The sequence below is a fragment of the Actinoplanes sp. CA-030573 genome (assembly GCF_050951115.1).
Lineage (GTDB): Bacteria > Actinomycetota > Actinomycetes > Mycobacteriales > Micromonosporaceae > Actinoplanes.
Genome location: NZ_CP192038.1, coordinates 9,691,482 through 9,710,668, shown reverse-complemented (window position 1 = coordinate 9,710,668; position 19,187 = coordinate 9,691,482). Strand labels below are relative to the sequence as shown.

The window sequence follows — 19,187 nt, the reverse complement described above, 5'->3', positions numbered from 1 at the left end:
CCCTTCTTGGTGGGCTTCGGCCAGCGGCAGTCGCAGAACTTCACGCACTCGCCGCAGTCCGGGCAGGTCGGAAGAGAGCAGTTCGAGGCGGAGCAGGTCAGGACAACGGGCGGGGTCTTCATGCGGCAACCTCCACGGATGCGCAGGTCAGGCACTCGCCGAGCGAGCGCGGGATGTAGTAGGGCCGCACCCGGCGGCAGGTCGGGCAGGTGCGCCGGGCCAGCAGCGCTCGCCGCACCGCGCGCAGTTGCGCGGGGCTCGGGGTGCGCTTGGGTCGGGCCAGGTCGAGGCGGTAGAGGTAGGCGACGCGGGTACCGCCGATACCGGCCCACAAGATCTGTGCGGCGATCGGCTGTCGGCCCGGGTTAAGACCGCGTTCGCGCAGTTGCCGGCGGGTGGCGTAGCCGTCCGGTGCGCCGCGCCACCAGTAGGTGGGCAGGCCGTACCGGCTGCCGTCCGGGTCGAAGAACGCGGCCCGGATGCGGGCCATCAGGCGGCGCGGCGCGGCCCGGGCGTACGGGTCAGCCGGGCCACGTGGGCAAAGGTCTCGCGGATCACGCGCGCCTCGGCGCGGCGAACCCGGCGGTGATCCAGGTCGCTGACCGCGCCGCGGTCGATCGCGTCCAGCAGCGTGATTTCGGCGTCCAGCCAGGCCAACTCGGCGACGATCAGCGGCTCTTCCGCCTCGATCGCGTCCAGGTCGGCGTCGGCCGGCTCGAAGTCGAATTCGTCCCTCACGGGAAGTCCTCCAAAGGAAGGGTCAGCGCGGCAACAGCCACAGGCCATCACCGCCCTGACCAGGAAAAGACAGGATGGAATGCGACTGCGGCTGAGCCATCGAGCGGACACGTCTTGCGACCGGACACGTCAACGGCCGACACCCGGGGCAACCCCGCAGTCACGCAATGCATGTTCAGTTCTCAACTAACAAGCCGTGGCCAGGCCATTCCTGCCTAAGCGGGCGCGCCGGGTCCGACGTTCGTAGGTTTGTAGGTTTGCCCACAAACTTGCGATGAGAGGGACGCTAGGGCAAGGGACCGGAGTCGCGCAAGAGGTTTGCCCACAAACCTTCAAACTGCGCTACGGTGGCGGCATGAATCCGCAGCCCACAGGCGTCGCCAGGCCGATAAATCTGCGCATCGCGGACGATCTACGTATCCGGATCGAGCGCGGCGACCTCGCGCCAGGCGACACGCTCCCCACCTTGCAAGAGATCGCAGAGGAGTGGGAATGTTCGATCAACTCTGCGCGCGGGGCTATCGATCTACTCAAACGTCAGGGGCTCATCACCGGCGGCCGAGGCAAGCCGCCGAGCGTGCGACAACGAGCGCCGCGGGTGTGCCGCTCATCGGAGCGGCATCAGGATGAGAAAGACCTGGTGCTCAAACCCGAATCGGTTCGTCGATCGGTCGGACTCGCCGAAACCGACATGGGCAGCAAGCTCGAAGAGTTGTCGTTTGCGGCAGAATACGAGACGGTCAACCCGTCGCCAAAACTGGCCCAAGATCTCGGAATTGCAAGGGATTCCCAGGTTCTGCAACGCGTCTACGAGATGCGCGACAAAAAGACAGGGCGACGACTCTCATGGAGTGTTTCCTATATCCCGGCCGACATAATCGAGTCGAATCCCGCTCTTTTTGACAAGGCTAATGAACCCTGGCCCGGTGGTACGCAGCATCAGCTCTATACGGTCGGCGTAGAGATTGTCCGAGTCGTTGATCAGGTGTCGGCAACCATGCCCACCACCGTCGATTCTCACGAGTGGGGCCTCGATGACGGTGTTCCGATGATTCACGTCCGCCGAATTTCCTATGATGAGGCGGGCCGGATTGTGGAGTTGTCCGACGCAGACTTTCCGGCCGATCGAACCGAGCTTAGTTTTACCACCCTGCTGAAGAAGTGGTGACCTCTCAACATGCCGAAAGTTTCCATAATTACCGCCGCATATGCGCCGGGCGCCGATTTCCTTGCGGAAACAATTGCCAGCGTAGAAGGTCAGCAGCTACCGCCGGGGTGGGAACTTGAGTGGATCGTGCAGGAGGATGGCGAAAGTCCAGTGCTCGCAGAAGCGTTCGCCGCGATTCCGTACGTTAAGTACGCAGCGAATCAACGTCAGCTAGGGATCTCAGGAACACGAAACCTCGCGCTCGATCGAGTCTCTGGCGGACTCCTTCGTGTTCTGGATTCGGATGACGTGCTGCTCCCCGGGGCGCTCTCCACGCTGGTGCCTCACTTCGAGGAGACGTCAGTCCACTGGGCTGTCGGCCAGGCTGACGACTTGATGACGGACGGGCGGCGGGTCAAGTGGGACCCGCTCATCCCGACAGGATTTGTGAAGGCCGGCGTCGTCAACGACTACGCGATTGCGCATGGTGGGAACTGGCCAATCCATTGCGCTGGCTTGATGGCACGCACAGATACCGTTCGCGCTATCGGTGGGTGGGCAGGGACTCCGAACGACGAGGATATCGTGATGTTCGCTGCGCTGTCGGAGATGGCCGACGGTTTCAATGACGAGTCGGTCACGTGGCTATACCGGCAGCATCCAAATCAGGTGACGCGAACGGAAAGGTGGCGCGCGCAGAGCGAAATAACGAGACGGATCGCGCTGCACCGCGTAAATGCAGTTCGTGCGCTGCGAATGAGCATCGGCATTGCGGCGTTGCCGCCCCTTGAAACCGCGGGGAATACCGAAGTTGTCGTTAGGCGAGCGCTAAAAGACCGAGAAGCGAACGACTATCTCTAACGAGGGCTGGGGGTGGTGGCAGGCTCGGGTGACACGCTCGGTGAGCATGAGTGCATGTTCCGAAACGGATCACGAGGGCCGCAGCGCAGCATTTCGCGCGGATTCCGCAAGGGATCGCTCGATGGCGTAGTCGACGGGTCGCTAGTCGGAACGGCAGAGGGTTCTATTCTGCGGCCGCATCGCCCCACATATCCGCCAACGCCGCACCAGGCAGGGGCGTTCACATGGGAAACGCGCCATCCATTATCGTTTCGGGTCTCAATAACCCAGGTCCGGGGTGAGCTGCTGTACCCGCCTAGGCGGCCGTTCTCGTCTGCACTCCACCACACCGCATGAACGTTGACGCGTACCTGAGCACGGTCACCGGCCGCCGGTCGCAAGTCAAGCGAGGCGAAGTCGAGCCGGAAGGGTGGCGGGTCTGTCGAGAGCATCGCGGCACGGTAGTCACGCCACTGCTGGATGAGGTCATCCTGATGCTCGTCGTCCAGCAAAGGAAGCAGACCGGCGTCGTCGCCGTATGACAGCCTCATTAGGTACTCGTCGGCCGCCGCGTCGGGCGTGGCCGCGCCCTGTCCGGCGGCGACGGTTGCCCGGAGCGTCCACACCACCGGCACAGCAAGAGGGCCGCCGCAACACAGCGCGATCATTGCGGGCAGCCACACGAACAGCACAAGGCGGCGCTTCGGCGACCAGCCGGCGAACCGGGCATCGACGACTCGCAGTTCCCAGCTCAGGTAGCGCTGCTTCATCGTCGCCAGGCGACGCAACGCACGATGTGGTGCGGTAATCATCCGAGCACGGTAAGCAACATCGCCATCGATGTCGATCGAGTTGGGGCGATGGTCTCAGTTGTGGTCTCGTTCATGGGCGTTCGCGGCCGGTCGGTGGCGTACGTGCGAGCCGGGTTGCCGCTGGTCACAGACGGTTCCGGACACTGGCGAACGGTAGGTCACAGACCTCGAAAGCGTGTGAGGGTTTACGCCCTCCAAGGGTTCAAATCCCTTCACCACCGCTCTTCAGCCCGGCGGCTTCCCTCGGATCCGCCGGGCTTTTCAATGCTTAATCGCTTACGTCGTGTATCGGTGTCAATGCTTATGGTGATTGGCCGGCATCACGGTGCGTGTCCGAAGATCGTTCACCCGTACGCCCGAGCGGCGGCTCGGCCGTTCGGGTGTTCTCCATGATCAGATGTCGTGCACGTAACGCGGCCGTTTCGGCCTCGACCGGTGCTCGGCGCTAGCTGGATCGATTACGGCGCGTCACGATTCGAGGACGGCCCTAATACGTTGACTGTTGCGCAAGTCACGGAGCCAAAAACCACCGGATCAGACAATGTGCTCCAACCGGCTGGCGAGAACTTTTCACAAGATTGCCCTACGCCGATCTCCGAGAACTGTCCTAGATTTGACATGTGAGAGTTGAGCACCACTGGTGGAATGGTGACGTCCGGCTCGCGCGCCGTGACGTCTACGTGCGCACCGACGGCGACGCCTGGGAGGTAGTGGCCCAGATGGGCGGCCCCGACGGCAAGTCGAAGGTGCAGACATGCCCAGGACGCGCCTCGGCGTTGATCCTGGCCGACGCGTGGCGTGGTCCACGCTGGCATTGGCGCGAGATCTAGCGCCCTGGCCGGCTGCGCCGCCTGCTTGACTTCATCGGCCAGCCGAACTTTCCGGACGGGCCGGACCCTACCCCCAGGGTCCGGCCCGTTTCGTGTTCTTTCACGGCCGATTCTTTGACGGCCGATTCTTGGACGGCCGATTCTTGGACGGCCGAGCGCACTGGTTGTCCGGCGGCAATCATCCGGCCGGAAATAACGTTTCACCCATGCAGGCCACTGTCACCGACCACCGCAGCGACGTCGCGGTGCTCCATCTCCGGGGCGAGCTCGACGCCGACACGTCCGACCAGTTGCGCTCGACGCTGGCCGAACTCCTGCAGCGCCCGGTGCCGCGGATCGTGGTCGACCTGACCGACCTGAAGTTCTGCGACTCGGTCGGGCTGAGCGCCTTCATCACCGCCAAGCAGGTGATCGCGGACCGCGGCGGGTGGTTGAGCTTCGCCGGCCCCAACCCGTTCCTGCTGCGCCTGCTGGAGACGGTGGGGTTGAGCCGGTATTTCGCGATCTTCCCGGAGGTGGAGGACGCGATCGCCGCGGCGCAGCTCTGAGCGTTCAGAATCGGTGTATGTTCATCCCGAATGAACAACGCCGATTACTGAACGAGCGGTAGAGATGCTTGCGCACGATGAAGTCGAGCTACTCGAGACGGCTGCGGCTCATCTGCGGGCCGCCGGCCTCGCGGTCGCCCTCACCGTGCCCGCCGATGGGGATCGGCACGACGCCCTCTTCCGGCTGGGCTCGGCGGAGCCTCTGTTCGTCGAGGTGAAACGGCGGATCTCACCGGCCACCGCGCACTTCCCGTCGACTCGCACGTGGCAGGTGCTGGTGGCGCCGCATGTGTCGGATACGGTCGCCGAGATTCTGCGAGAGCAGGGCGTCTACTACGTGGACTCGGTCGGGAACATGTACCTCCGCGGGCCCGGCTTGCTTCTCGACGTTCGCGGGCGACGCGGGCCCGAGGCGCCGAGGCCGGGCGCGGCCGGGCGCCCGATGCGTGCCTTCAAGCCCGGCGGTCTCAAGGTCCTGTTCGTCCTGCTCGCCGATCCCGGCCTGGTGGCCGCGCCCTACCGGGACATCGCGGCCGCCTGCGGAGTATCGGTCGGAACCATTCACTGGGTGATGAAGGAGCTCGAGGACGCCGGATACCTGGCCATCGAGCCCCGGCGGCTCTACCGGACGCGCGAGCTCTTCGACCGCTGGGTCGAGGCGTACGGCTTCGAGCTCTGGCCGCGGCTGACCCTCGCGCATTTCGACGCGCCCGACCCCGGCTGGTGGAAGAACGCCGATGACGCGCTTCGCGCCGCCCACGCCCAATGGGGTGGTGAGACGGCGGCCCACCGGCTCGATCCGCGTCTACGGCCGGCCCAGGCCGTCATCTACGCAGCCGAGGTGCCAGCGCAACTGGCGCTGGAATACCGCTTCCGCCGGGCCGGCGCCGACGGCAACGTCGCGATCCGGGAGCGCTTCTGGCGTCTCCCGGCCGATCCGGTGGACACCGTGCCCTCACCCTTGGTCTACGCGGACCTGGTCGCCTCGGCCGATCCGCGGCTGATCGAGGCGGCCGCCGACCTCAGGAGAAACGATGAACTCCTTGGACGCCTCGACCACGGCTGACCTCCACCCGGTCGCAATGGTCCTGGCCGACCTGCACCACCGCGCCGTAGCCTGCGGTCTCGACATCATGGTGGTGGGCGCGACCGCCCGCGACATTTTGATCCGGCACGCGCTGGGCGCGGCGCCGCAGCGCGCCACCGCCGATGTCGACGTCGCGGTGGCCGTGTCATCGTGGGCCGCGCTCCGGCAGCTCACCGGCGGTCTCGCCAAGCGAAGCGGAGGTGAGCACCGCTTCGAGGTTCGCGGTACCGAAGTCGACCGCCCGGTCGTCCGGGCGCTGCTCCGGCCCGAGGAGCGGCTCGGCCGGCTCGCCGCCGACATGGGCGGGCTGATCGCCGGGAACCGGCAACTGCTCGTCGCGTACCGGGAGGGATTCGAGGCCGAATGACAACGGCCGGGCTCGCGGGAGCCCGGCCGATCAACTGGCTGGTGGCGGAGGATACGAGATTCGAACTCGTGAGGGTGTGAACCCAACACGCTTTCCAAGTCTGCGCTCCTACGTTCGTGATCACCCGGTACCATCCGCGACCTGCCCGTTCGCCGCTTCAAGGATGATCGACAGTGCGGCCGAACCGAGACGAACGAGACGGAAACTGAGACGGTTCCGGGAACAGCATCGACAAAGTTGACCATGCTGCCTACCGTGCTCGGGTGATCACTACGGGCGCGCAGGGGCCGCGAGGCTTGGCGAAGATCAAGGCCCGATATGAGCCCTGGGAGCGCCGTAGAGCCGCCCGGTTCGCTCATTGGTCGGTCGGCCGTAGGTACGCGACGTTCGTGCTTCTACCGACGTTCCTGCTGTGCTGCGGGGGCGGCGTGGTGGGCGTTCCGGTCGCGTGGGTGCTGCGGGAGACGATCGAGGCGAGCAAGGGTGCGCCGTCGCCGGACGCGGCGGCCGACGAGTACCTCTCGGCCCTCAGCTACGCCAACGACCAGGGCCTGTTGCCGGTCCTGGACAACGACCACCAGGACACGCTGTTGGCGGGATGGCGCGCCTACCGCAAGGCCATGGACGGCACTACGCCGAAGCCGTCCAAGCTCGAATACGGGTCGTTGACCGTCGGCCCGGTCGTCGACGGCCGTGCCGAGGTGACCACGGACGTCTCCGCGACCTGGTGGGGCACTGAGGGCGGCGGCGGGGGCTACCGCAGCCAGGCGCGTACGTGGCGGTTCCAGACCCGTGAAGACAACGGGTGGCAGGTCGTGGCGGTCGACGCGCCGACCTGGTGCGGCGGCTACGTGCGGTTGGACGCCTGCACCTCGAAGTAGGCCCAGCTCACCGTGACTGCTGCCGGGTTGACGCGCCGAGCAGCTTCTCCAGCTCCGCGCCGTGCGTGCCTCGGCAGACCCTGCACGGGAAGTCGATGGCGTCTGGCGGGAGCGGCCACCGGCCAGACCGGTCCGGGACGTATGGGTGTGGTCCGTAGTCCGGCGTCTCCCAGGTGACCATCGGAATGATGCCGATCCTCGCGATCTCTGCGATCGGCTTGTCCACCCATTCGAGGGGGAAGCAAAAGTGGAGTCGGTGATTGGGCAGCGACTCTGCCACGGAGGCGATGGGCAGCGCTGGTAGCTCTTGCCCTTCGACGCAGTGCGGGACATGGATGATCGCTGCTTCCGGGTAGTGGCGTCGCTCGACCACCTCGATCAGTGCTCCCTCTGGTGAAACGGCTAGCTCGGCTTGCGGGCGACCCCGCCCCACATCGACACCTCGCACGGTGCGGGAATCACTTCGTCTGGCAGCCGCAGTCCTGGACCCCAGTCGCTGATCACGCCTGGGAATCGGCTTCCGTCGTTCCCGTCGGTGTCGTCGAGGTCGAGCAGCTCCCACCCGTCGAAAAACGCGGCGACCTCATTTCCGGAGCGGGGGAAGAAGTCGTCGCGGCCGGGATAGTTGTCCTCCCTGAGCCGCCGGGCGATGTCGGGCGAGATGAGGTCGTAACTGCCGTGCGAAAGTACGAGCAGGCTCCCCGCCGCCATCTCAGCCGTCAGGTGCCGCACCGCCCTGTACGCCTGGTCCAGGTCGGGCAGGAAGTGCAGGACGGCGAGGAGCATCAAAGCCACGGGGCGGGTGAGGTCGAGGGTCTGCTTGGCGTGATCAAGGATCCGGTCGGGGTCGCGTAGGTCGGCATCCACGTACGCGGTCATGCCCTCTGGCCGGCTGGTGAGCAGAGCCCGGGCGTGGACCAGTACAAGGGGATCGTTGTCGACGTAGACGACTCGGGCTTCGGGTGCGATCCGTTGGGCCACCTCGTGAGTGTTCTCGGTGGCGGGCATGCCCGTGCCGATGTCCAGGAACTGGCGAATACCCAGCTCTCCGGCGGCGTAACGGACCGCACGCCGGAGGAACAGGCGGTTCTCCCGGACTGCTGTGACGATGCCCGGCCAGCGCTTCCTGACCTCCTCGCCGGAAGTCCGGTCGGCCCCGAAGCTGTCTTTGCCGCCCAGCCAGTAGTCATACCTTCGCGCCGAATTCGGAACGGAAACGTCGATCGGATCCCATACGTCGCTGAATTGAGTCACGACCGACCTCCCAACTGTGCGAGGCCGTCCCGAAGTCGCCGCAGCTGCCGCGCGTCCCAGCGCCGGGGGGCCTCGGAGCGACAGGGCATCGGGACTGAGGCGACGCCTCGAAACCTCCCGGGGTCTGGCCTTGATCGGTAGAACTCGCTGGGCCAGTGCGATCCGTACACCCGTTGCGGCAGGGGTACAGGGCGTCGGGGTCCGTCAAGCCGAGAGTCCACTGATCGCTCCTCAATGTCCGAGTCCATGAACGACGGTAGGCAGCGTTCTTGACCGACCCCAAGATGTTTGCTTCAGTTTGCTCAAATCGATGGCCTTGACAGATTCGAGCATTCCCGCGAAACATCGAGCCACGGGCAAGAAAACGTGAGCAACATCTGACTGGGAGGGAAGCGATGCAGCTAACGTTCCTCGGCAAGTCGACGCAAGGCGGTGGCTCGCCGACCCTGTACGCGACGGATCGTGATACGTACGTGGTCCAGGGTTGGCGAGTAATGAGCCAGCCATCGACCTTGGTGGAGATCCCCGAGTCCCTGCTGAGCTATCTCTTGCCGGGTACCGAACTGGGCGCGGCGCTGAGCCCAACCGGCAAGCGCTGGCGCGGCGACTCGGGCGAGTGTGATACCTACACACTGAGCGGGTTCCCGGTCGCCGACCGGGAAGCGCTTGAACAGATGAACATCCCTGATCATGAGTCGTGTGTCGAGGTCGGAAAGCTTCGGAAGGAAACCTAAGGTGCGACTGCTTCAAGGTCCGGACTTCTGGGATATCTTCCGGAGGCTGGAACGCTCGGCGTTTCACCTTGAGGTGGAGGACGCGTATCACACTCCGGACGAGTCCGAGCCATTCCAGAAGTTCCTGACCGGGGAGCCGGACGATTTCGAGTGGCACAAACCGTGGCTCGATCTGGTCCGGGACGTTGCCGCAAACGGTAGACGGATCGAGAGAGTCAGGATCGTCACGGTGCCGCACGTCGACTACACGCGGTGGGGTCTGACAGTCGCGCCGCTGAACATCGATTCCGGCGAGGATATTCGTTGGCTGCCCCGCTCGCTCTTGGCGGGTGTCGAGGTACCGTCAGACGACTTCTGGCTCATCGATAGGGAGCGCGTCGTCTTCACCGTTTTCACCCCCGATGGAACGTTCTCCGGTGGAGCGGAAACCGTTGATCCCGTGATCGTCGAACGCTGCAACAAGGTTCGTGACACACTTTGGTCACTGGCGATTCCGCACGCCGAGTACGTGAAGAGCTGAAGCGGTTATCGTTGGCCACCAGCACCGTTCATCAGGCACGCGAGGCGTTGGGCAAGCGTCTGCGTGACCTTCGCCGTGATGCTGAGCTGACCGGCAGGGGTCTTGCCACCCTTGCCGGTTGGCACAGCTCGAAGGTTTCCAAAATCGAGTACGGCAAGCAGAGCCCGTCCGAGGACGATATCAAAGTCTGGTGCCGTCTATGCCGAGCCGAGGATCAGACTGCCGACCTGATCGTCACCGTTCGGGACATCGAGGCAATGTATGTCGAGTGGCGGCGGCGTCTCCTCACCGGAACCCGGGCGAGACAAAACAAGCTGATATCAATCGAAGATGAAACTGAACTATTCCGCTGGTATGAGCCGATCCTCATCCCGGGCTTGCTGCACACAGCCGAATATGCGGCATCGGTCTTGCGACGTGTCGCCGCGTTCTACGAGATCCCAGACGATACCGATGCTGGCGTGTCGAGTCGAATGGAGCGGCAGCAAGTCTTGTATCGGCCCGGACATCAGTTCCACTTCGTTATGGGCCAGCAGGCACTAAAGACTCTCGTTGGAAGCGCTGACGTGATGGCCGGACAGCTTGACCGTCTCCTGTCGGTCATGTCGATGCCGCGAGTCAGACTCGGGGTGATCCCAGCGAACGCCCCTTACGTCGCGCCATCCAATCAGTTCATCATCTTCGACAACCGCCTCGTTCATGTCGAGGCTGTGTCGGCGGAGATCGCCGTTACCCAGCCACGTGAAATCGCGCTGTACGCCCGATCGTTCGCGGCCCTGTCAGGTCTCGCCGTGTATGGCTCAGGTGCCAGGTCCATCGTCATGAGTGAGCTGGATGAACTGCTCAGGGGCGATGCTCCGCCGCCTCTGGAGTAGTTACCGCGCCCTTGGTCTCTCGGACCAATCTGTTGACAAGCTCCGCAAGATCGTCGACCCGCTCAGGAGCAACAGCCGAGGCCCCGAAAGCGACGATGCTTGCTCCGGCAGCAACGTAGTCCGGAGCGGCGGCAAGAGACACGCCACCAGTCGCCAGATAGCTGACGTCCGGGAACGGTCCACGGATCGCAGAGAACCAGGTCGGTCCCAGCGTGCTCGCTGGGAAGACCTTCACCCATCGGCACCCGGCTGACCATGCCTGTTGCACCTCGCTCGGCGTGGCTACGCCCGGAAGGTGCGGCATGCCCATTGCTTGGCTCTGCGCCATCATGCGCGAGTCGAAGCCAGGGGCCACGGTGTACCGCGCTCCGGCCGCATGTGCCTCCTGGAGGCGGCCGGTCGCGATGATGGTTCCTGCGCCGACGACCTTGTCCCGACTTTGGCCGGCAGCGGCGACGGCGGCCAAGGTCTCTGTGTCGCCGGGCTGCCCTATAGGCACCTCCACCAGTTCGACGCCAGCGTTCCACGCACGGTGTGCGGCATCGACGGCCGAGCCGGGCGAGGGCATCCCTCGAAGGATGACCATCACCCGGTGGCCGCCGAAGATCTCGTCAAGATTCAGCAAGGGTTGCCTTTCCCGGCGTGTCGCTGGTCAGCGCGGCGATCAGTTCCCTGGCCTGTTGCTGCAATGGCGTGCTCGATGCTGAGTTCTCGATCACGTGATGCGGGGCGTCCGGCCGAAAGCCGATCGTGATGTTGGCGAGGTAGCTCGACCAGTCACCCAGCTTGCCAGCGTCGCGCGCCGCCCCTCGACCTCGTAGGTACAGGTGCATTGTCTCGGCGTCGCAATGCACCCAGACCAGGGACATCGAGGCGTTGGAGCCGCTGAGGCGCTCGCGGGTCCGGTCGATCCAAGCCCGGTCGGAGAACTCGCGGATGAACGGCGCGGTTGCGATCACGCTGTTACCGCACTCGAGGTTCTCGACCATCGTCGCCATCAAAGCCTCGTACTCCCGCGGCCGCACGATGTTCAGATACGGATCCGACTCCCGGTCGTTCGGAGACAGCCCGAGCAGCTCAAGGGCCGCTTCGACGACCGGTCGAGTGATCGTGTCCTTGTCGATCAACGGCCAGCCGGTTTCGCGAGCGATGATGCGGCCCAGCTCGCTCTTGCCGCTTCCCGCATAGCCACCGATCAGTAGTACGTGTGGTGCCCCCGCGCGCAAGTCGTTGCGTTGCCGCTGGTCGGGCGCATGCACGGTCCGCTTCGACCGGGACTCGCTGACGACCAGGCCCTCGTCAATGAGCATCTTCATCGCTTCGTTGATCGTGAAGACGCTGACGTTCCACTGCTTGGCCAGTTCACGGGTGGACGGCAGGGCTTGACCGTCCCTGAGCTGTCCTGCCTCGATCGCCGTCCTGATGTTGCGCGCTACCTGACGTGTGCGGGACTCCACGGGGGTCGGTACGGGGTCGATGCCTGGCGGCATGGCGTGCTCCCTGCTGATAGCGGGTGTGTAGCAACGGCCCGAGCCTATCAGCCACCTAACAGACCTGTCTTCTTTAGCTGCTCAAACTTGGTTTGTGCCAAACAGATCGACTTCGTGAACATAACAGTTGACCTGTAGAGCTAGCAGTTGTTAGGTTGTCTCCATCACGGACGACGTGATGACGGCAACACCGACGGGAGCACGGAAGGCGACACGGTCGCACGCCGCTCGTCTGTCCTTTGAGAACTGAACAGTGAGGCGCAAATAGAGGCGCGGGTGTGGGTCGCAAGACCCTGACCTGCGCATTCGCATCACACATGGGGCCGCATGCTGCGGCCCGTTCTTGCACTTCCTTTCCCTATTTCCGCTGGTCGGCGCGGTGGCTACCGCTTGCGGTCACTGCCGTGCCGACCTCTCCACTGGAGGACATCCCATGAAGCTTCACCTGGTCACCGAGGGTCCGTCGGCCGCCGACCTGGACGAGATCGAGGCCGAGTGGCCGCTGATCGAGGCCGAGCTTGACGACCTGGACGCTGAGATCTCTCTCATCTACGCCGACGACGAGCGGGGCGGACCGACTGCCCTGGACTGGCGCCGCAAGCGCCGGACCGAAGCCCGAGTCATCCGCGTGGCCGCCGAGCTGGCCGCGCGTCCCACCGTCCGCAAGGCGGTGGCCTGATGCGCAAGCCTTCCGTCACCGGTCGCGGTTGGGCCTACATCGGTGCCGCCCTCGGTGGCACGGTGTCGATCGCCGCGAACGTCGCCCACTCGTACGTCCCGCCCACGGGCGCTCCGGCCGCCTGGACTCCGCAGACGGGCGCGGTGGTCGGTGCGATCTTCTGGCCGGTCGCCCTGTTCGTGGCGACGGAGATCCTCGCTCGGGTGGCGTGGCCGTCCGGCCGCCGCTGGACGTCGCTGCGCTTCGGTGGTCTGCTGCCGGTCGCCCTTGTCGCCGCGTTCGTCTCCTACAAACACCTCGCCGGACTGCTGAACTTCTACGGCGAGGACACCCTGACCGCGATGCTCGGCCCGCTGGCTGTTGACGGCCTGATGGTCATGGCTACCGGCGCGCTGCTGGCGACCGCCCGCCGCGTCGCCGACGTGGCCGAGGACATCGCGACCGTCATCAACACGGTGCCGGACGCGCCAGCCGCGCCGGTCGCCGAGGTGCCGCCCGTCCCGGCCGCGCCGGTCAAGAAGACACCCGCGACGCGGGTCACGCCGCGTCCCGCGTCGGCCGCCAAGGTCGCCAAGGTGGCCGCGCGGATGCCGGGCGCGAGCGTCGCGGAGATCGCCAAGAAGGCCGAGGTTTCCCCGTCGACCGTGCGGCGTCACCTCGCCGCACTGCGCGTCACCAACGCGTCACCATCCGCCCCGCAGCCTGCGGAAACCCCGGCCCTCGCCGCCGCCTGATCAAGAAAGGGGAGCCACTCATCATGACCGAGCAGCGTGTCTACCCGTTGCCGCGTCCCGACGCTGACCGGCGGTTCACGTTCGGCCTGCTGATCGACATCGCAGAGCAGTTCACCAAGCACGGTTACCCCCGCCCGATCCACTCGCGTGACCTGGTCGCGTTGCAGCAGGCCCTGTTCCGCTTCCTCTACGCCACCGACCACCAGCCGCCCCGATGACTTCGCCCGGCGGCACGGCTCAACCGACCAAAGCGACGCCGTGCCGCCGGTTCCCTCCGCAAGCCCTTCATGACCCACAGGAGAGAACCTGATGGTCCCGCAGAACCCCACCCCTGACGACAACAAGTTCGACTGGACCGCCGCTGAGGCCGACGTCGCCGAGGTCGTTGACCTGGACGAGGCCCGGACCCGCCGCACCACCGTGGCGGGAGATACCCACTTTGAGGTGACCCTCGACGAGTCGCCGACCCCCGGCGGCATGCCCGTCGACCCGCCTCCGCCGTCCGGGGCGGCCGGTCGGGTGCCGATCGTGCCGGTCGGCTGGTCGACCTGTCCGAACATCAAGCACAGCATCCGGCAGACCCTCGCCGTGTTCGGCTACCGGTGCGGCTTCCACGCCCTGCGGTCGCCGCAGTACGCCATCCTCGCCGCATTCTGGGCCACCGTCGGCGTGTTCCGGCTCGCCGGTCGGCAGATCAAATGGTGGTGGGTCACCGAGCAGTACGCACTACGACAGGGCACGGCCGACGCCAACGACCCCGCGATGTGGCTCAAGCTGCACCGGGAGGTCAAGGCCACCCGCATGTGGCGGTTCATCGTCCTGTGCGCCGAAATGCTGACCGTGGTGATCGGCGGCCCGATCCTGTACGCGACGGCCCCGTGGTGGACGCTCGCCCTGGTCGTCACGGCCGTGGTGGCGTTCCTCGCGCACTTCGGCCGCCCGGACGACCGGCCGATCATCACCCCCGCCACCGTCGCCGGACGGTTCCGGCGGGTCAACCCCGACATCATCCTTCGGGCCTACTACGCCGCCGGACTTGGCCACCCGGACAAGCCCCACCAGCAGATCAGCTTCGGCTCGACCATGGCCCGCGACCCCTCCGGTACCGGTTCCCAGGTCAGCATCGATCTGCCGTACGGCAAGACCTTCGACGAGGCCGTGAAGGCGCGCGGCGCGATCGCGTCCGGCCTGGACGTGGCGATCTCCCAGGTCTTCATCAGCCGGGACTTCAGCTCGCACCGTCGGCACACGCTGTGGGTGGCCGACCGGGATCCGCTGTCGGCGGGCGCCGGCCGAACGCCGTTGCTGCGGTGCAAGGCCACCGACGTGTGGCAGCCTGCCCCGTTCGGACTGGACGAGCGAGGCAACAAGGTCATGGTGGACCTGCTCTGGAACAGCATTCTGATCGGCGCTCAGCCCCGGCAGGGCAAGACCTTCGCCGCCCGGCTGCTGGCCCTGTACGCGGCGCTCGACCCGTACGTGAAGCTCACCGTGCTCGACGGGGGCGGTAAGCCGGACTGGCGCAAGTTCTCGCTAGTGGCCGACCGGTGCGCGTTCGGTCTGGCGATGACCCGCGACGGCGACCCCGCCGAGATCGTCTTGGACACCCTTCGGGAGATCAAGGCCGACGTCCAGGACCGGTACGAGCGGCTCTCGAAACTCCCCGTCGACGTCTGCCCGGAAGGCAAGCTGACCAGGGAGATCGCCCGGGACCCGAAGTACAAGATGCCGGTCCGGCTGGTGTTCCTGGACGAGTTCCAGGAGTACTTCGACCTCGGCGACATCAGCAAGGAGATCGCGTCCCTGCTGGTCTACCTGGTCAAGGTCGCCCCGGCCGCTGGAGTCGGGTTCGTCGACGCCACCCAGCGCCCGTCGGGGATCGGGTCGGGGCAGGTCGCCCAGCAGTTCGTCTCCTTCCGCGACAACCACCAGGTGCGCTTCAGCCTGCGCACCGGCTCGTGGCAGGTGTCCGACCTGGTGCTTGGGTCGGGTGCCTACTCCGAGGGACACGACAGCTCGACCCTGCTGCCCTCCTACAAGGGCGTAGGCATCCTGCGCGGCGCATCGGACGCCACCCCGACCGTGCGGACCTACCTCGCCGACGCCGACGACGCCGAGAAGATCCTGACCGCCGCGCGGGCACTGCGGGAAGCCGCGGGAACACTGTCCGGGATGGCGGCCGGTGAGGACATCGCCCGGGTCGCCCGCGACGTGCTTGCCGACGTCCGCAGCGTGATCGAGCGCAGCGAGACCGGCGCGCAATGGGAGGAGATCGCCTCCCGGCTCGGCGAGCGTCTCCCGGAGGCGTACGCCGATGTGACGGCCGAGTCGATCTCGGCTCAGGTTCGGGCGTTCGGTGTACGCAGCGTAGATGTCAAGCGGAACGGTAAGGCGCTCAAGGGAGCCAAGACCGACGACATCGACGCCGCCATCGGCCGCCGGAAAGCCGCCTGACGGTCGCGGACGACCCGCGACCGGTCGCGTTCACGCGACTCGACCCGCGACCGGCCTGGTCAGGCCATACATCGGCCGGTCGCGGGTCGCCCCCGCCCCAGCTCAAGCCCCAAAACCCGCCCTGGAGGCTTTCCGTGGCCACCCTCGCCGCGACCGCAACCCCTTCCGCCGGTCTGTCCGGCCTGCTCTGCCTTACCCTCGTGATCGTCACCCGGCGTCGGCTGCTGGATCTGGCCGTTCGGCGCGTGCCGCAAGTGCAAGGGATCCGGCAAACGCCGGTCGCCGTTCGGCCGGGCGTTCGGTCTGTGCCGCCGCTGCGGCGGCGACGGCCGCCGCCTACGGATCGGCCGCCGGATCATCAACAGCCTCCGGGAGCTGCACGACAAGGGCACCCGCTGATGGCCACCCGGACCATGGCCCGCATCCAGCGGGCCGAGACCCCGCACACGACCTGGTGCGCCCGGGACCACCGTTGCGAGGGTCTCGACGTGCACCGGTCGGCCGACATCAAGGCCGACGAGATCGGCGGCCGGGCGTGGCTCACCCGCGTACGCGCCGGAGACGTCGAGTACATCGAGATCCGCGCCCGGATCCCGTTGCACAGCAACGAAAAGGTTGCCCGCTGGCAGCTCGCTACCGCATTGCAGATCATGCGCGAGCTGCTCAACGAGGTCTATCCCCGGCTCATCCGGCTCGGCGGCCGGGATCGGCAGCGCGCGATCAACCAACGTGCCGCCTGATGAGCCGCTCCGCACCGTGCGGGCACTGGATTGGTGGCGAGGCCCGGACATGTCTCGCCGCCGACCAGGTGCGCCGGTTCCTGACCGGGCCGCGCTGCCCGCAGCACACCCCGGCCGCTCTCGCTGGTCGGTCCGAACCGCAGTCCATCCCGCTCGCTCAGATCGAGGAGCCACATATGCCGGACTCTGTCCCGACGCTGCCCGCCGCGCTCGCGCTGGCCGCCGAGGGTTACCCCGTGTTCCTGCTCGGCCGCACGAAACGCCCGGTCGCCAACTGCCCGGACTGCCGGACGGACCGGGAAGGCCACCAGGCCGAGACGTGCGGGCACCTGACCTGTCACGGCTTCTACGCGGCCACCCGCGATCCCGACCGGATCCGGGCACAGCATCGGGCCGTTCCCGGTGGCCTGCTCGCCATCCGGACCGGCCGCATCTGCGGCGTGGCCGTGGTCGACATCGACCCCCGCAACGGCGGCCGAGTGCTGACCGACCTGATGCCGCCCACCCGGTGCGTGCGGACCGGTTCCGGTGGCTGGCACCTGTACTACCGCCACCCCGGGATCAAGCTGGCCGCCAAACTGCGCGGACACCAGGGCATCGACATCAAGGCCGACGGCGGATACGTCGTCGCCCCACCCTCGATCCACCCGGGCACCCGGCAGCCGTACCGGCCGGTCGGGAACTGGCCAGTGACGGAGATGCCCCCGCCGCTGGTGGAGCTGTGCCGGCCAAACGAGGCAGCCTCAGCCCCGGCCGCCACCGTCACCCCGATCGGCAACGGGCGGGGCATCACGGATCCGGCCGCCCTACTGGCCGCCAACCTCGACGCGGTAGCCCGCGCCCCCGAGGGCACTCGCCGGACCACGTTGTACGGCGCGGCCCGGGGCGTGGCCCGCATGGTCGCCGCCGGAGCGCTCACCGCCGCCGACGCCTACGCCGCTCTCAACGCTGCCGGACGTGCGGCGGGACAGAGCCACCGCGACACCCGCGCCGCCATTCTCGGCGGATTCCGCGCGGAATCTGTTGCTACCGAAGGGATCGCCGCATGACCCGCCCGCACCGGATCATCGAGGGAACCGCCATCCTCGACCGGCTACACGAGATCCTGACCCGCTACGTCATCCTTCCCTCCCCGGAGGCCACCGACGCCGTGGTGTTGTGGATCGCCGCTACGCACGCCATCTCGGCGTGGGCGCACGCGCCCCGCCTGGTCATCCGGGCACCCGAAAAGCGGTGCGGGAAGTCTCGCCTGCTCGACGTGGTGGAAGGCACCTGCCGCAACCCGCTGATGACCGTCAACGCCTCGACCGCTGCTGTGTACCGGTCGATCGGCAACGATGACCCGCCGACCCTGCTGGTCGACGAGGCCGACACGATCTTCGGCGGCAAACAGGCCGAAGCGAACGAGGAGCTGCGCGGCCTGCTCAACGCCGGTCACCAGCGGAATCGGCCCACGATCCGGTGGGACAACGCCCGCAACCGGGTGGACAAGATCGCCACGTTCGCCATGGCCGCGCTCGCCGGTATCGGGCAGATGCCGGACACGATCGAGGATCGGGCCGTGGTCATCCGGATGCGTCGCCGTGGACCGGGCGAGCAGGTCAAGCCGTACCGCAACCGGCGCGACGGGCCGGAGCTGCGGCAGCTCGCCAACGACCTGACCGAATGGCTGTCCGGCCATCTTCCCGCGCTGGAGAAGGCCGAGCCGGACATGCCGCTTGAGGACCGGGCGGCCGACACGTGGGAACCGCTGATCGCGGTCGCCGATCTCGCCGGAGGCGATTGGCCCGACCGGGGGCGGCATGCGGCCGAGGTGCTCACGGCCGAACGCGACAGCAACACCGTCGCCTCCGACCGGATCCGGCTGCTGACCGACTGCCGGGCCGCGTTCGGGGAGGCGGACGCCGTACCGACCGCTGTGCTCCTGGACCGGCTGAAGGCCGACCCCGAGGCACCGTGGGCCGAGTATGGCGGGACCGGGCTGACCGCCATGAAGCTCGGCGCGCTGCTGCGCGAGTACGAGATCCGGCCCGACACGATTCGGTTCGCCCCGCCGCTCGGGCAGGCCAAGGGATACCGAAAGGTCGCGTTCTCCGACGCGTGGCAGCGCTACACGCCGGAGGATGAGGCGGAGCCGTACCAGCCGTACCAGCCGTCCCAGAGCAGCTCAGAGCCGGTACGGCTCGACAACGTGGTACGCCTCAAGCCGTACCAGGCACCCTTCGACGAGATGCCCCCGCCGCCCGAGGCCGACGCCACTGGTACGGCTTGACCCGTACCGGCCCGACAAGCCGTACCGCCCCTGACCTGCATTGGTACGGCTGGTACGGCTGGTACGGCATGCCCGCCCCGGGCGGCACACCCTGACAGAACGGCCCGCTGAGAGCCACGCAGACCCATCGGCGCATGGCTCCACCTACGGCTGCCCGAGATCTTGCTTCCACGGCGCTCAGCGGG

Annotated in this window: 23 protein-coding genes; 17 read left to right on the top strand and 6 right to left on the bottom strand. The window is 66.7% G+C overall.

Annotated elements, in window-relative coordinates:
- Positions 1 to 118: 118 nt before the first annotated feature.
- On the bottom strand, positions 119 to 490 hold the full coding sequence (locus ACQP2F_RS45050) for an RRQRL motif-containing zinc-binding protein (RefSeq protein WP_433299007.1): 372 nt from the start codon (positions 488 to 490) through the stop codon (positions 119 to 121).
- On the bottom strand, positions 490 to 738 hold the full coding sequence (locus tag ACQP2F_RS45045; RefSeq protein WP_433299005.1) for a DUF6284 family protein: 249 nt from the start codon (positions 736 to 738) through the stop codon (positions 490 to 492). The genes ACQP2F_RS45050 and ACQP2F_RS45045 overlap by 1 nt, the downstream gene beginning before the upstream one ends.
- 355 nt (positions 739 to 1,093) lie before the next feature.
- Here ACQP2F_RS45045 and ACQP2F_RS45040 point away from each other — a divergent pair, with 355 nt between their 5' ends.
- On the top strand, positions 1,094 to 1,906 hold the full coding sequence (locus tag ACQP2F_RS45040; RefSeq protein ID WP_433299003.1) for a GntR family transcriptional regulator: 813 nt from the start codon (positions 1,094 to 1,096) through the stop codon (positions 1,904 to 1,906).
- Between the two features lie 9 nt (positions 1,907 to 1,915).
- A complete protein-coding gene (locus ACQP2F_RS45035; RefSeq protein WP_433299001.1) occupies positions 1,916 to 2,746 on the top strand; it encodes a glycosyltransferase family 2 protein in 831 nt (276 codons plus the stop codon).
- Here ACQP2F_RS45035 and ACQP2F_RS45030 read toward each other — a convergent pair.
- On the bottom strand, positions 2,743 to 3,537 hold the full coding sequence (locus ACQP2F_RS45030) for a hypothetical protein (protein WP_433298999.1): 795 nt from the start codon (positions 3,535 to 3,537) through the stop codon (positions 2,743 to 2,745). The genes ACQP2F_RS45035 and ACQP2F_RS45030 overlap by 4 nt on opposite strands.
- A gap of 620 nt (positions 3,538 to 4,157) precedes the next feature.
- Between ACQP2F_RS45030 and ACQP2F_RS45025 the strand changes: the two genes are divergently transcribed.
- From ACQP2F_RS45025 to ACQP2F_RS45005, 5 genes are all read left to right on the top strand, one after another.
- Complete coding sequence (locus ACQP2F_RS45025; RefSeq protein ID WP_433298997.1) at positions 4,158 to 4,367, top strand: hypothetical protein; 210 nt, start codon at positions 4,158 to 4,160, stop codon at positions 4,365 to 4,367.
- 206 nt (positions 4,368 to 4,573) lie between these two features.
- A complete protein-coding gene (locus tag ACQP2F_RS45020; protein WP_433298995.1) occupies positions 4,574 to 4,915 on the top strand; it encodes an STAS domain-containing protein in 342 nt (113 codons plus the stop codon).
- A 64-nt stretch (positions 4,916 to 4,979) separates the two neighbouring features.
- The gene (locus ACQP2F_RS45015; RefSeq protein ID WP_433298993.1) at positions 4,980 to 5,981 is read left to right on the top strand and encodes a type IV toxin-antitoxin system AbiEi family antitoxin; all 1,002 of its coding nucleotides are present in this window, start codon (positions 4,980 to 4,982) and stop codon (positions 5,979 to 5,981) included.
- A complete protein-coding gene (locus ACQP2F_RS45010) occupies positions 5,950 to 6,369 on the top strand; it encodes a hypothetical protein (RefSeq protein ID WP_433298991.1) in 420 nt (139 codons plus the stop codon). Before ACQP2F_RS45015 ends, ACQP2F_RS45010 begins: the two co-directional genes overlap by 32 nt.
- 389 nt (positions 6,370 to 6,758) lie before the next feature.
- Positions 6,759 to 7,250, top strand: a complete 492-nt coding sequence (locus tag ACQP2F_RS45005; protein WP_433298989.1) for a hypothetical protein — start codon at positions 6,759 to 6,761, stop codon at positions 7,248 to 7,250.
- A 402-nt stretch (positions 7,251 to 7,652) separates the two neighbouring features.
- Here the strand turns inward: ACQP2F_RS45005 and ACQP2F_RS45000 are convergent, their stop codons facing one another.
- Positions 7,653 to 8,504, bottom strand: coding sequence for an SAM-dependent methyltransferase (locus ACQP2F_RS45000; protein WP_433298987.1), 852 nt, complete (start codon positions 8,502 to 8,504; stop codon positions 7,653 to 7,655).
- Between the two features lie 395 nt (positions 8,505 to 8,899).
- On the opposite strand from ACQP2F_RS45000, the gene ACQP2F_RS44995 reads away from it, so the two are divergent.
- The 3 genes from ACQP2F_RS44995 to ACQP2F_RS44985 are packed head-to-tail and all read left to right on the top strand — an operon-like array spanning position 8,900 to position 10,633.
- Positions 8,900 to 9,238 (top strand): hypothetical protein, encoded by a 339-nt coding sequence (locus tag ACQP2F_RS44995; RefSeq protein ID WP_433298985.1) that lies wholly within the window; start codon positions 8,900 to 8,902, stop codon positions 9,236 to 9,238.
- Position 9,239: 1 nt separating this feature from the next.
- Complete coding sequence (locus tag ACQP2F_RS44990) at positions 9,240 to 9,758, top strand: DUF6879 family protein (RefSeq protein ID WP_433298983.1); 519 nt, start codon at positions 9,240 to 9,242, stop codon at positions 9,756 to 9,758.
- Between the two features lie 11 nt (positions 9,759 to 9,769).
- Positions 9,770 to 10,633 carry a helix-turn-helix domain-containing protein gene (locus ACQP2F_RS44985; protein WP_433298981.1) on the top strand — a complete coding sequence of 288 codons (864 nt, stop codon included), beginning with the start codon at positions 9,770 to 9,772 and terminating at the stop codon, positions 10,631 to 10,633.
- On the opposite strand, the gene ACQP2F_RS44980 is transcribed toward ACQP2F_RS44985, so the two are convergent.
- Positions 10,602 to 11,258 carry a bifunctional 4-hydroxy-2-oxoglutarate aldolase/2-dehydro-3-deoxy-phosphogluconate aldolase gene (locus ACQP2F_RS44980; RefSeq protein WP_433298979.1) on the bottom strand — a complete coding sequence of 219 codons (657 nt, stop codon included), beginning with the start codon at positions 11,256 to 11,258 and terminating at the stop codon, positions 10,602 to 10,604. The genes ACQP2F_RS44985 and ACQP2F_RS44980 overlap by 32 nt on opposite strands.
- Entirely contained in the window at positions 11,245 to 12,123 is an 879-nt protein-coding gene (locus ACQP2F_RS44975) for a GntR family transcriptional regulator (RefSeq protein WP_433298977.1), read from the bottom strand. Before ACQP2F_RS44975 ends, ACQP2F_RS44980 begins: the two co-directional genes overlap by 14 nt.
- A 433-nt stretch (positions 12,124 to 12,556) precedes the next feature.
- On the opposite strand from ACQP2F_RS44975, the gene ACQP2F_RS44970 reads away from it, so the two are divergent.
- The 7 genes from ACQP2F_RS44970 (at position 12,557) to ACQP2F_RS44940 (ending at position 19,002) form a co-directional block, all read left to right on the top strand.
- On the top strand, positions 12,557 to 12,802 hold the full coding sequence (locus ACQP2F_RS44970; protein ID WP_433298975.1) for a DUF6284 family protein: 246 nt from the start codon (positions 12,557 to 12,559) through the stop codon (positions 12,800 to 12,802).
- On the top strand, positions 12,802 to 13,536 hold the full coding sequence (locus tag ACQP2F_RS44965) for a winged helix-turn-helix domain-containing protein (RefSeq protein WP_433298973.1): 735 nt from the start codon (positions 12,802 to 12,804) through the stop codon (positions 13,534 to 13,536). The genes ACQP2F_RS44970 and ACQP2F_RS44965 overlap by 1 nt, the downstream gene beginning before the upstream one ends.
- A gap of 23 nt (positions 13,537 to 13,559) precedes the next feature.
- The gene (locus tag ACQP2F_RS44960; RefSeq protein ID WP_433298971.1) at positions 13,560 to 13,754 is read left to right on the top strand and encodes a hypothetical protein; all 195 of its coding nucleotides are present in this window, start codon (positions 13,560 to 13,562) and stop codon (positions 13,752 to 13,754) included.
- 91 nt (positions 13,755 to 13,845) lie between these two features.
- Positions 13,846 to 15,990 (top strand): cell division protein FtsK, encoded by a 2,145-nt coding sequence (locus ACQP2F_RS44955; protein WP_433298969.1) that lies wholly within the window; start codon positions 13,846 to 13,848, stop codon positions 15,988 to 15,990.
- A 398-nt stretch (positions 15,991 to 16,388) separates the two neighbouring features.
- Positions 16,389 to 16,730 (top strand): hypothetical protein, encoded by a 342-nt coding sequence (locus tag ACQP2F_RS44950; RefSeq protein ID WP_433298967.1) that lies wholly within the window; start codon positions 16,389 to 16,391, stop codon positions 16,728 to 16,730.
- Between the two features lie 176 nt (positions 16,731 to 16,906).
- Positions 16,907 to 17,779: a bifunctional DNA primase/polymerase gene (locus tag ACQP2F_RS44945; protein ID WP_433298965.1), complete on the top strand. Its 873-nt coding sequence runs from the start codon at positions 16,907 to 16,909 to the stop codon at positions 17,777 to 17,779.
- Positions 17,776 to 19,002, top strand: coding sequence for a DUF3631 domain-containing protein (locus ACQP2F_RS44940; protein WP_433298963.1), 1,227 nt, complete (start codon positions 17,776 to 17,778; stop codon positions 19,000 to 19,002). The genes ACQP2F_RS44945 and ACQP2F_RS44940 overlap by 4 nt, the downstream gene beginning before the upstream one ends.
- Positions 19,003 to 19,187: the final 185 nt, after the last annotated feature.